12 protein-coding genes are annotated in these 12,263 nt (G+C 68.2%); 5 read left to right on the forward strand and 7 right to left on the reverse strand.

What is annotated here, in order from left to right; all coding sequences use genetic code 11:
* The 6 genes from G6027_RS06365 to G6027_RS06390 all read right to left on the reverse strand — a co-directional run.
* Nucleotides 1–1,182, reverse strand: a 1,182-nt coding sequence (locus G6027_RS06365; RefSeq protein WP_182636430.1) for an acyl-CoA dehydrogenase family protein, incomplete at its 3' end; no start/stop codon positions are given.
* A gap of 11 nt (nt 1,183–1,193) precedes the next feature.
* On the reverse strand, nt 1,194–2,348 hold the full coding sequence (locus G6027_RS06370) for a thiolase family protein (protein WP_182636431.1): 1,155 nt from the start codon (nt 2,346–2,348) through the stop codon (nt 1,194–1,196).
* Entirely contained in the window at nt 2,345–2,731 is a 387-nt protein-coding gene (locus G6027_RS06375; protein ID WP_182636432.1) for an OB-fold domain-containing protein, read from the reverse strand. The genes G6027_RS06370 and G6027_RS06375 overlap by 4 nt, the downstream gene beginning before the upstream one ends.
* A 3-nt stretch (nt 2,732–2,734) precedes the next feature.
* On the reverse strand, nt 2,735–4,189 hold the full coding sequence (locus G6027_RS06380) for a 2-oxo acid dehydrogenase subunit E2 (protein ID WP_182636433.1): 1,455 nt from the start codon (nt 4,187–4,189) through the stop codon (nt 2,735–2,737).
* Between the two features lie 2 nt (nt 4,190–4,191).
* Nucleotides 4,192–5,217, reverse strand: coding sequence for an alpha-ketoacid dehydrogenase subunit beta (locus tag G6027_RS06385; RefSeq protein ID WP_182636434.1), 1,026 nt, complete (start codon nt 5,215–5,217; stop codon nt 4,192–4,194).
* Nucleotides 5,218–5,234: 17 nt separating this feature from the next.
* Entirely contained in the window at nt 5,235–6,281 is a 1,047-nt protein-coding gene (locus G6027_RS06390) for a thiamine pyrophosphate-dependent dehydrogenase E1 component subunit alpha (protein WP_346995644.1), read from the reverse strand.
* Nucleotides 6,282–6,501: 220 nt separating this feature from the next.
* Here G6027_RS06390 and G6027_RS06395 point away from each other — a divergent pair, with 220 nt between their 5' ends.
* From G6027_RS06395 to G6027_RS06415, 5 genes are all read left to right on the forward strand, one after another.
* Nucleotides 6,502–8,055, forward strand: a complete 1,554-nt coding sequence (locus G6027_RS06395) for an AMP-binding protein (protein ID WP_182636435.1) — start codon at nt 6,502–6,504, stop codon at nt 8,053–8,055.
* Nucleotides 8,056–8,080: 25 nt separating this feature from the next.
* Nucleotides 8,081–8,701, forward strand: coding sequence for a histidine phosphatase family protein (locus tag G6027_RS06400; RefSeq protein ID WP_182636439.1), 621 nt, complete (start codon nt 8,081–8,083; stop codon nt 8,699–8,701).
* Nucleotides 8,698–9,360, forward strand: coding sequence for a histidine phosphatase family protein (locus tag G6027_RS06405; protein ID WP_346995645.1), 663 nt, complete (start codon nt 8,698–8,700; stop codon nt 9,358–9,360). Before G6027_RS06400 ends, G6027_RS06405 begins: the two co-directional genes overlap by 4 nt.
* Nucleotides 9,361–9,511: 151 nt before the next feature.
* Entirely contained in the window at nt 9,512–10,084 is a 573-nt protein-coding gene (locus G6027_RS06410; RefSeq protein ID WP_182636441.1) for a GNAT family N-acetyltransferase, read from the forward strand.
* A gap of 109 nt (nt 10,085–10,193) precedes the next feature.
* Nucleotides 10,194–10,775, forward strand: coding sequence for a dihydrofolate reductase family protein (locus G6027_RS06415; RefSeq protein ID WP_182636436.1), 582 nt, complete (start codon nt 10,194–10,196; stop codon nt 10,773–10,775).
* Nucleotides 10,776–10,811: 36 nt separating this feature from the next.
* Here the strand turns inward: G6027_RS06415 and G6027_RS06420 are convergent.
* On the reverse strand, nt 10,812–12,263 hold a 1,452-nt coding region (locus G6027_RS06420; RefSeq protein WP_182636437.1), incomplete at its 5' end, for a glycoside hydrolase family 3 C-terminal domain-containing protein.

Genomic DNA, 12,263 nt, shown 5'->3' on the forward strand with positions numbered 1-12,263 from the left:
GATGATGCTGCGCTGGATCTGATCCGTCCCGCCGGCGAGCCGGTAGCCCGGGCTCCCGAGGACGTGTTCGGTCCAGGCGAAGAGATCCGGATCGAGCTCCACGGCGAGGTGAGGACCGAGGAGGTCCGACGCGATCTCGCCGATTCTGCTGAGCACGTCGGACGCCATGAGTTTGCCCACGGACGCGGCCGGTCCGGGCGAGCGACCGGCGGCCGCGGCACGGGCGACCCGATCGGCGGTGGCCTTGCGCAGTTCGGCGCGGATGTAGACGTCGGCGAGTTGCTGTCGGACGAGCGGATCGTCGCCCACGCCCAGCCTCTGCGCGAGGGCGACGAGTTCCTCGACCGATCCCCCCTTCTTCCGCGTCACCGAACCGGAGGCGGTGCGCTCGAACGACAGGGTCGCGCCCGCGATCTGCCATCCCTGTCCGGGCTCCCCGAGCCGCGCCGAATCCGCTACGTGCACGTCGGAGAGGAAGACCTCGTTGAATGAGGACCCGCCACTCATCTGGCGTATCGGCCGGATCTCCACGCCCGGCGTATCAAGTGGAACCAGGAACGCGGTGATCCCCTTGTGTTTCGGGGCATCCGGATCCGTGCGCGCCAACAGCATTCCCAGGTCGGCGAAACGGGCACCGGACGACCACACCTTCTGGCCGCTGAGGATCCAGCCGTCCTCGTCACGAGAGGCCTGGCAGGACAGGGATGCCAGATCTGAACCGGCCCCTGGTTCGCTGAACAACTGGCAGGCCAGAAGATCGGTCCGCAGGAGCGGCTCGGCGTAGTCGGCGCGCTGCCGATCTGTGCCGAACATCGCGACCGCCGGACCGACCAGGCCGGTCGTCACACTGATCAATTCGGTCGACGGGGGGACTTCGAACTCGAGTTCGGCCCGGGCAAGCTCGGACGCGAAGGACGCCGGGAGGCCACGGCCACCGTGCTCCGGCGCGAGAGTCAGCGCGCCGTAGCCGGCATCGAACCGCCGACGTCGGTACGTCCGCGCCGCTTCCAGCAGAGCGTGCTCGTCCTCGTCGGACAGGTTGCGGAACACCGCCAGGTCCGGCGCCCCCGACGACTCACCGGATCGCGGCGCGGCGACCTGTGCGAGCCACTCACGTACCTCGACACGGAATCGTGCGAGCTCCCGCTGAACGGGATCGGGGGCTGCGAATGGTGCTGACACTCGTGTTCTCCTCACACCGTAAGAATCGTGCAGGCCGAGAGCCCGGGGGCGCCGTAGACGTGGGTGAAGCCGACCCGGGGTGACCCTGGCACCTGGACTCCGAGTGCCCGCCGCTGTAGCTGACGGACTACCTCGTGTACCTGTCGCAGTCCCGACGCGCCGATCGGCTCGCCGTTCGCGAGGCAACCGCCATCCGTATTCACCGGGAGCAGGCCGTCCACGTTCAAGGCGCCGGTGGAGATCAGGTCGGCCTGCTCGCCGTGGTGGCAGAGCCCTGTCTCGGCCAGATGGATGATCTCCGAACCGCTGTCGGTGTCCTGCACTTGCGCGACATCGACGTCCCCGGGTTCGAGACCGGCGGCCGCGAACGCCGCCGCAGACGCGTCGATACTCGGGCTGTTCACCGGATCGGGGTCCAACCAGGGCGAGAACACCTCGAACGACCCGGACCGTCGGGTACGGACCTCTGCCGCAGCCAGGCGCACCGGCTGCTCACACAGATCAGAGGCGCGGTCACCGGACGCGAGGATCAGTCCCACGGCCCCCTCGCCCGGCGAGCAGAACATGTACTGGGTGAGCGGTGTGTTCACGGGTGTCGCGGCGAGGATCTCATCCCGTGTCAGCGGCGTGCGTCGCCACGCCATCGGATGCGCCGCCCCGTTGCTGAAAGCTCGTTCCGCGCCCGCGCCGAGGAGCGACTCGTCGAGACCGTGGACATGGAAGTACCTCCGCGTCTTCATCGCGAAGTACTGCGTCGTGACCATCATCCCGGACTGTGCGTACCAGGAACCGAGCCCGTACGCCGCGGGATCGGAGCCGAATGCGCCACGATCGTGTTTGTCGAAACCCACCACCGCGACGATGTCCGCCCGGCCGGACCGGATCATGTCCGATGCCGTCGAGAGCGCGACACCGCCGGTGGCGCACCCGTTCTTGACGGTGGTGAACGGAATGCCGGTCAAGCCGAGTCTGGAGACCAGCGCGTCCGGTTTCCCGGAGACGTTGCTCCCGCCGACCGCTGCATCGATCTGCTCCCAGCTCAGGTTCGCATCGTCGAGTGCGGCGCGCAGGGCGAGCTCGCCCATGTCCATTCCACTGATCTCGTCGCCGTGTCGGCCGAACGCATGCATCCCGGCGCCGACGACATACACTCCCGGACCGGTCACAATTCCACCCTCTGGAACCCGAATCCGGTGATCCCGTGGTCGAGATCGAGCAGTCGCAGGTCGACCTCGTCACCGATCGCGACCGGGCCGGTGAGCCGCGATTCCACCAGAACCGGACCGAGATCGACGTAACCCACCACGAACGGCGCGAACCCCTCGGCCGGGGATTGATACGGCGGCTTTGGTGCGAAGCGCTGGTCTGTCCAGGTCCAGACCGTCCCGCGGGTCGGAAGCGGGATCCGCGAGACCATGGTTTCCGCGCACCCGGGACACCGCGACGTCGCGGGGAAGGCGACGGTCGCACAGGACGAACACCGCGACCCGGCGAGGACAGGTGGGTCGGTGCCGGCGAAGAGTCCGTCCTCGACGAGTAGGCGCGCCATCGGTCAGCCTCCGGCCAACAACGACAGCGGCCGGGAGAGGATGTCACCCACCGTGCGGAGGTACTCCGCCGCCGGCGCACCGTCGACGGCCCGGTGATCGAACGTCAGGCTCAGCGTCAGTACCTGGGTCCGCGCCGGTGTGTCCCCGTCCCAGCGCACGCCGTCCTTGACTCGTCCGACGCCGAGGATGGCGACGTTGCCGGGGTTGATGACGGGCGTGAAGAAGTCCACTCCGTATGCGCCGAGGGTGCTCACCGAGAAGGTCGCTCCCTCGAGGTCGGCCGGGGAGATCCGTCCCGACCGTGCGGCACCGGCCAACCGCCGTGTGGTGGCGCCGAGGGCGGATACCGGAAGCTCGTCTGCGGAACGGACGACCGGAACCATCAATCCACCGTCGACGGCGACGGCGATTCCGACATCGATGCGCTCGGCCAGGACGATCTCGTCATCGACGATCCCGGCGTTGAGCAGTGGATGTTCGCGCAGGGCGAGCGCGGCCGCCCGCACGATGAAGTCGTTGAGGCTCGGAGCCTGCTGCGACGTGTGGGTGGCTTCGATCTTCAGTGCAGCGCGGACGGCGACGAGGGCGGTGACGTCCACCTCGTAACCGTGGGTCAGTTGCGCCGTGGTGTGCAGACTCTCCATCATGTTCCGGGCGATCGCACCGCGCATGCCGCGCAGTGGGATCACGTCGCCGGCCGACGGAGTCGACCGAGTAGATTGCGCCCTGTCGGTGCTGGCAGACGACGTATCGACCGCGCCGCCCGACGCCGCTCGCTCCACGTCGGAGCGGATGATCCGACCTCCGGACCCGGTGCCGGGCACGCGGGTGAGGTCCACGCCTAGTTCGGCCGCCAGCTTCCTGACCAGAGGCCCGACGAACGCGGCGCCCGTGCCGGTCTGCTCATCCATACCCGAGGGCACCGGGGTGGTCGCCGCCGGCGCCGCGATGTGGTCCTCGACATCCTCGGAGACGATCCGCCCGCCCGGTCCGGTGCCGGTGATCCGGGTGAGGTCCACGCCGGCTGCGGTGGCCACACGCCGGGCGTTGGGGGACGCCTTCAGGCGCGTCGTTTCACCGGAGGCGCTCAGGTCAGGGGCCGGTGTCCCCGGCCCGGGGGTCGGCGCCGGATCCACCGCACTCCGATCGTCGGTCGGTGCCGGGGTCGGTGACGAGGTCGGTGACGAGGTCGGTGATGAGGCGCCGTCGGGCACCGCTTCACCGTCCGCGAGGATCCATCCGACCAGTGTCCCGACCGGTAGCACGGCCCCGGCCTCCGCGACGGTGGCGAGTACTCCCTCGGCCTCCGCCTCGACATCGACCTCGACCTTGTCTGTCTCCACCCGGAACAGGGTGTCGCCCTCGGCGACCTGCTGGCCGGCTTCGGCGACCCACTCACCGATGACCCCTTCCTGCATGGTGAGCCCCAGTTTGGGCAGCACGATCTGGAAGGCCACGGTCAGTTCCTCTCGATGAGTCGGCGGGCACCTGCTGCGATCCGCTCGGCGTCCGGCACGTAGGCCTTCTCCAGCGGCGCGCTGAAGGGCACCGGCGAAAAGGGAGCCCCGATGCGCAGCACGGGCGCGTCCAGGTAATCGAACGCCTCCTCCTGGATCTGTGAGGACACCTCGGCGCCGATGCCACCGAACGTGACCGCCTCGTGCACGACGAGGACGCGGTTCGTCTTCCGCGCGGAGTCGACGATCGTGGCGGTGTCCAGCGGTTGGACGCTCCGCGGGTCGATGACCTCGACCGAGACCCCCTCCTTCTCGAGTGCGTCCGCGGCCTTGAGGGCCTCCTGGACCATTCGGCCGAAGGCGACGATGGTGACGTCGTCACCGGCGCGAGGGATCGAGGCCTCACCGATGGGGATCTCGAAGATCTCCTCGGGCACCTCACCGCGCGAGCCGAGCAACACCTTGTTGAGCATGAACACGACAGGGTTGTCGTCGCGGACCGCGGAGACCAGCAGGCCTTTGGCGTCCTGCGCGTTGGACGGCATGACGACCTTGAGTCCGGGCGTGTGCGCGAGCCACGTCTCCAGGCTCTGCGAGTGCTGGGCGCCGGCGCTCACACCGGCTCCGTAGGCCACGGTGATGACCATGGGCACCTTCACCTCGCCGCCGAACATGAACTTCATCTTGGCGGCCTGGTTGACGACCTGGTCGAGGGCCACTGCAAGGAAGTCCATGAACATGATGTCGACGATCGGCCGGAGTCCCCGGGCCGCGGCACCCACGCCCAGGCCGATCAGGCCCATCTCCGCGATGGGAGTGTCGACCATCCTCCGCGGGCCGAACTCTGCGAGAAGCCCGTCGTACATGTGGAAGACGCCGCCGTAAGCGGCGACGTCCTCGCCGATCACGAAGACGTCCTCATCCTCGCGCATCACCTGCGCCACGCCTTCGTTGAAGGCCTTGACGTAGGTCGTGGACCTGGTGGACTCCGCCGCCTGCTCCGTGGTCAGTTCTGCTGATATGGACATTATTTCGAACTCCCGGATCAGACGGTGTAGACGTTCAGCGCGATGTCGGCGACATCGGGGAAGGGGCTGTCCTCGGCAAAAGCGACGGATTCGGTGATGTCGGCGTCGACCTCGGTCCAGACCTCGGCGAACTCGGCCTCGGTGACCAGGCCTTCGGCGGTTGCACGCGCCTCCAGCAGTTTGATCGCGTCCCGCTCCCGCCAGGCCTTCACCTCGTCATCCGTTCGGTAGGCCTTCCGGAGGCCCTTCACGCCCTGGTGGTCGTAGTACCGATACGTCTTGGCCTCCACCATTGACGGTCCGCCGCCGGCTCGAGCGCGTTCCACCGCTCGACCCACCGCCGCGCGCACCTCGATCGCGTCCATCCCGTCGCAGATCTCGCTGGGCATCCCGTAGGCGGCGGCACGATCGGCGACGTTCTCGAGCTTCATGTGGTCGCGTAGCGCGGTGAACTCCGCGTAACCGTTGTTCTCGCAGACGAACACCACGGGAAGGTCGAGGATGCCGGCCAGGTTGGCGGACTCGTGAAACGCCCCTATGTTGCTGGCCCCGTCACCGAAGAACGGGATCGCCACGGAGTCGTCCCCGCGGTACTTCGCCGCGAACGCGGCTCCGACCGCGATGGGGATACCGCCGCCGACGATCCCGTTGGCGCCGAGCATGCCGATCGACAGGTCGTTGATGTGCATCGATCCGCCGCGGCCCTTGCAGTACCCGTCCACCCGTCCGAAGAGCTCCGCGAACATCTGTCGGAACTGTGCGCCCTTCGCGACGGCGTGTCCGTGGCCACGGTGGGTGGAGGAGATCTGGTCGTCGTCCCGGAGATTGCTCATCGCACCGGCGGCCACCGCTTCCTGGCCGACGTAGAGATGGAGGAACCCGGGCAGACGCCCGCCTTCCATCAGCCTGCCGGCCTCCGTCTCGAACTGACGGATGCGCACCATGCGCCGGTGGAGATCGAGGACGACCTCCTTGCTGGGTGTCGGTTCGGCCGGACTGGTCGGGCGGCGGGCCGCCCCGTCGGCCGTGTCCCCGTTCGGGGCGCTGGTCTCGGTCGTGGTCACCACGTCCACCTCTCTGTCGATGACGGTGTGCAAGGGTGGCGTCGCACCGCAGAACCGTGTCGATCCCGGCTACGGTCTCAGTCGCCGCTGTTGCTCACTGTTAGTAGAATCACTATAAAGTTACCCCACCGGTCTAGGTCAATGCCCAATGTTACTTGACTTGGAATTCAGTTACGCTGACCATAGTTCGCATAGATGCCTTTCAGAAGGAGTGGACCTGATGCTCGACCACATTCGAGATCGGGCGACGGCCGAGCCGGACCTCGTCGCGCTGGTGGACGACACCACCGTCTTGAGCTGGGGCGATGTCGCGTCGGTAGTCGATCGACTGGCGCGCGCACTGCGACAGACCGCGTCGGGGATCGATGAGCGGGTGGCCGTCGTCGGGGAGAATCGTGTGGAGACCCTCCTCGCCCACGTGGCGGCGATCGGAGCAGGCGTGGGCACGGTCGCTATCTCGCGGCAGCTCACCGCTCGCGAGATGACAGACCAGTTTCTGGACTCGGGTTGTGTGGCGGTGGTCACTGGTCCGGGTGGTGTCGGGGCAGCCTCGGAAGCTGCTACCCGGGCCGGTCTGAACACGATGATCACTCACAACGTCTCGGAGGCTGCCTCATCGTCGGCCTCACTACTGACGTGGGACGCCGCCCTCTCGCGAGGGGGCGCCGAACCCGGGGATCTCGCGGAGCGTCCGGCCCGACCCCCCCTCGTGTACACGTCGGGGACGACTGGGCGGGCACGGGGCACCGAGGTCCGCTGGTTGCCTACACCTGCATCCTCGGCTGCCGAGTTCGAAGCCGGCATAGCCCGGCGATCCGGCTACCCGCCGGGCGCCCATCTGGTGGCTGGCCCGCTCCAGCACAACGGTCCACTCACCTCGATCAGGCATCTACTGTCCGGTCAGCCGGTGGTGATCCTGGGCCGTTTCGATGCGGAGCGGGCGCTGGAGCTGATCGAGACCCACTCGGTCACCTCGACTCTCATGGTGCCCACTCACTTCACGCGCCTGCTCGCTGTGGATCCGCAGACTCGCAACCGCTACGACGTCTCCTCGCTGACCCTTGTAGCTCACACCGGCTCGGCGTGCCCAGCAGACGTGAAGCGCGCGATGATCGAGTGGTTCGGTCCGGTGCTCGTCGAATCGTACGGTGGCAGCGAGATCGGTACCGTCTGCAAAATCGACTCGACGCAGTGGCTCGATCATCCCCGGTCCGTGGGCCGTGTGGTCGAGCCGTTCGAGGTGGTCGTGGTGGGCGCCGATGGCGAGACGCTCGGCGCGGGAGAGACCGGCATCCTCGGTTTCCGCACCCCGCCCGGTCGAGAGGTCGTGTACCACGACGACCCGGAGAAGACGGCCAAGGCGTACATCTTGCCGGGCGTGGCGACCTTGGGCGATGTCGGACACGTCGACGCCGAGGGGTACGTCTTCATCACCGATCGAGTGTCCGACATGGTGGTTTCCGGGGGCGTCAATCTCTACCCCGCGGAGAGCGAACAGGTGCTGTCCGGCCACCCGGATGTCTCGGAGGTCGGCGTGATCGGGGTCCCGGATACCGACCTCGGTGAGGCTCTCCTGGCGCTCGTCGTTCCCGTCGCGGGCCGCGTCGTCGACGTCGACGATCTGAGGACGTACGCGAGACAGACGCTGGCGTCCTATAAGTGCCCGAAGCACTACGTCGTGGTTGACCAGCTCGCCCGCAATGCGATGGGAAAGCTCGACAAGAAGGCGTTACGGGCTCCGTACTGGGATTCCGAACGCACTATAGCGGGCTGACAGCAAGAAGGAGGGTGTGGCGCACATGATCGAGGTGTTGTTCGTCCGACACGGCCAGCCGGTGTCCGGGGTTCGAGACCCGGAGTTGGCTCCCGAGGGCATCGCTGACGCCCGGCGTCTCGCGACCTGGCTCCGCGGGGAGCAGATCGACGCCGTGGTCACGAGTCCGTATGCCCGCGCCCGGCAGACTGCCGAGGTGCTCGCGGGCGAGCTTTCGCGTGGGGTCGACTACGTTCTCGATGGTCTCCGTGAGTGGGACGATGACATCAGCCCGGAGGACTACACCGCCATCGAGGACATGGGGGCCGACGATCCACGCCTCCGGGCAGTGAGCACCGGGCGATACGAGGAGTACGTACCGGGATTGGACCTTCCCCGGTTCCGACGTCGTGCCCGTGCGGCGCTCGAGCAGCTCTTCGACACCCATCGGACTGGTCGAGTGGTGGCTGTCGCCCACGGCGGTGTCCTCAACGCTGCGCTCGCCGATGTGCTCGCCATGCCCAAGACCTTCTGGCACAACCCCGCCTACACCAGCGTCGCCCGGGTTCGACGCCTCGACTCCGGCGTGACAGTGGTCGACTCCGTCAACGACACCGCGCACCTGCGGGGCGTCCCTTTCGCCATTGCGGGGGAGGACGACTCGTGACCGACTCACCGGTTCCGGTGTCCTCTGAGGCACCCACGGGGACGATGACCGACGCCGTCGACCGACCTCAGACCGTCGCCGCAGCGAGCAAGATCATCCTGGTCAGGCATGGGCTGCCGGGCGGGCCGGCGGGGCCCGATCCAGGACTCGGTCCGGACGGCATCGCACAGGCGCGGCAGCTCGGTGACTGGCTGAGCGGTCTGCCGGTCATGCAGGTGATCTCGAGTTCATACACGCGTGCGCTCGAGACCGCCCGGTATGCCGCGCAACCCCTCGGGCTGGACGTCGGAGTGGACCACCGACTGCGGGAGTGGGACAGCGACCGAAAGGTCTATGCGACTCCCGAGGAGATCGCGGCGACTGCCCAGGGCCGGGCATTCGCCGAGGGGCGCTACGGCGACTTCATTCCCGATTACGACCGGCGCGAGGCCGCGGAGCGAATGCGCTGCGCAGTGATGGACGCGGCCGTCGCTGCCTCGGGCGGGCTCTCGGTCCTGGTGTCACACGGTGGCGTGATCAACACTCTGCTCGCCGACATCCTCGCGGCCCCCTCCCCGTTCTTCTTCAACCCGGCCTACACATCGGTCAGTCGACTCGCGGTCATGGAATCCGGCCGGATGATCGTGCAGTCGGTCAACGAGACGGCGCACCTCGGCTGAATCGCGTGCTCCGCCTGGCGTGGCTCGATCTGGACGCCACCTTGGGGTGTTGACGCGGTGGACAGGTACTGGTTTCACATTCGACACCCGAGAACCTGGCACCTCAGGCAAGGATGGCCCCTATGACACCTTCTGCAGTGGTGGCGTGGCGATGATCGAGGTGCGCCCGGCTGAGCGGTTCGACGATGTGGCTGTTCTCCTTGGGCCGAAGAAGAACCCGGACGCCACGGTGTGCTGGTGCCTCAGCCACCGACTGGACTCCACGACGAACAACTCGCTAGCGGGTCCCGCCCGCGGGGACTACGTCCGCGACCTGTGTGGGCGGGACACCGCACCGGGAGTGCTCGCCTACCTCGGATCGGAACCCGTGGGGTGGGCGGGAGTCGCTCCGCGCCGCGACCTGCCGATCGCGCGATCACGAGTGGTGCCGACCGTCGACTCTCAACCCGTGTGGTCGATCTTCTGCATCCGAGTCCGCCCCGGGTACCGGGGTCAGGGGGTCGCGCGGGAGTTGGTCGAGGGTGCGGTCGAGTTCGCGCGCGACCACGGCGCACCCGCCGTCGAGGCGGTGCCCGTGGACAACGGTGCGGAGAAGGTCAACCTGACAATGGCTTTCGTGGGGTTCCGCTCCCTGTTCGAGCAGGCGGGATTCGTCAAGGTCGCCGATACGACGTCGGTGGCGGGGGGCTTCCCCCGGATCGTCATGCGTCGCCAACTCGACTGACACCCGCGATCGCGGCACTGCTGCGCGGTCAGAGAGAAAGGGTGCGGTGGTCCGCGGCACGGCGTTAGGCTTTCCGCTACCGCCACCTCGCGAGCAGCGGAGGACGACCATGGGAACGCTGGGCTATACCGCGACCATCTCGCTCGACGGCTATGCCGCTGACGCGAACGGTGACTTCGACTGGACCGCGCCTGGCGGGGACCTGTTCAGGTTTCACGTGGAACGCATGACCTCGGTGTCGCACGAGGTCCTAGGGCGGAACACCTACCAGTTGATGACCTACTGGGAGACTCCCCCCGAAGACGGTTCCTGGAGCCCGGACGAGCACGAGTTCGCTCGCCGCTGGCAGGACCTGACGCGCATCGCCGTGTCCTCGACGATGACCGAGGCGGACCTCGTGTCCGACCGGGACCGACTGCTGCCGCGCCTCGACCTCGCCCGGTTCCAACAGATCGTCGACGACGCCGAGGGTGAGGTCGAGATCTTCGGGCCCACCACGGCGGCCGAGGCGATCAGCGCCGGCATGGTCGACGACTTCCGATTCTTCATCGTCCCCAGGGTGGTGGGTGGCGGCCTCCGTGCGCTGCCCCCGGGTGCCGAGCTCGACCTGGAGCTGGTGGAACACCGCGCCTTCGAGAACGGGGCCGCGCTGCTGCACTACAGACGTCAAGAGGCTGGCCAGGGCGACTAGCCAGCCGCGCGCCGCAGGAGCCGGCGCGGACCGCGCTCACCGGTCGATCCTGGTGAGCTGCTCGGCGATACCCGCCACCGACTCCCGGTCCATTCCCAGAAAACCGGAGAGCATCCGGCCCACGGGGATCGAGCCCACCAGCTGTTCGATCGAGGCCCCCACAGCGTCGCTCGCCTCATCGGCGTTCGCGGCGAACGGGCGGAACACCTCGTCGAGGATCAGTCGTGCGTCGGGGTCCGCCCTCGCCTCGGAGATCGTGGACTCGAGGTCGATCCGGACCGGGCGCGGGTCCCCGATGATGGGCACGGTGACCTCGATCCGGAGGTCCCGGCTGGAGGCCGCGGCCGCGAAGACGTACTCGCCACCCTCCACCAGCCAGCTCCCGGCCGGCTCGTCCCAGTAGGTCAGGTCCCTGCGTTCGATCTGCACCTCGAGCTCTCCGCGCTGCCCGGGTTCGAGGTCGATATGGCCGAATCCCACGAGTTCCCGTGGCGCCCGGGTGCGAATCGAGGCCGGTAGCGAGGAGTAGATCTGGACGACCTCGCGCCCCCGGTACGACCCGGTGTTGTGGACCTCCACCCGAGCCGTCCACCCCTCGTCCCACCTCTCGTCCCGCCCCTCGTCCCGTCCCTCTTCCCGGGCGACGACCGTCAGGGCCCGGTAGGCGAAGGTCGTGTACGACAGGCCGTGGCCGAAGGGGAACCGCACCTCCCGCCGCCTGTGGTCGTAACCGCGGTAGCCAACGAAGATGCCCTCCCCGTACCGCACATGTGAGTCCTCGGCGGGGAAGTTGTCCCAGCTGGGCGCGTCCTCGATCCGCAGCGGGATCGTTTCGGCCAACCGTCCGGACGGGGTGGCGTGGCCGTAGAGCACCCGCGCGAGCGCGCGGCCCCCGCCCTGTCCCAGCAGCGCCCCGGACAGGATCGCCGCCGCGTGGGGAACCACGGGGGACAGGTCCACCACGGATCCGGCCGACAGGATCACCACGATCCGGTCCTGCACCGCGGCGACCGCGTCGAGGAGTCGGAGCTGGTCTCGGGGCAGGTCGATGTGCTGGCGGTCGACGCCCTCGGACTCCTGGTCGTCGGTCAGCCCGAGCATGAGGACGGCCACCTCGGCCTCGGACGCGACGGCCACCGCCTCGGCGAGAAGCAGGTCCTCGTCGTCGTCACCATCCCCGAAGCCCGCGGCGTAGGTGACCCCGCCGTCCCCGGCGATCCGTCGGATCTCCGCCAGTGGGACATCGACCCGGGTGGGAGTGACGTGCGAGCTACCGCCGCCCTGGAAACGCGGCTCGCGGGCGAAGGCGCCGATCACCGCGACACCGGTGCCCGGTGAGAGGGGAAGGAGGCCGCCGTCGTTGGTCAGCAGCACGATCGAGGACTCCGCCGCCTCCCGCGCGAGGTCGTGGTGGGCGTCGTGGTCCACCGATGCCGCGTGATGCCCGGCGCCGGCGTGACCCGCCTCTCGCCCGTGCCGGGCCCGCAC

This window comes from Dietzia sp. SLG310A2-38A2 (assembly GCF_014145095.1).
In the GTDB taxonomy this organism is placed as follows: domain Bacteria; phylum Actinomycetota; class Actinomycetes; order Mycobacteriales; family Mycobacteriaceae; genus Dietzia.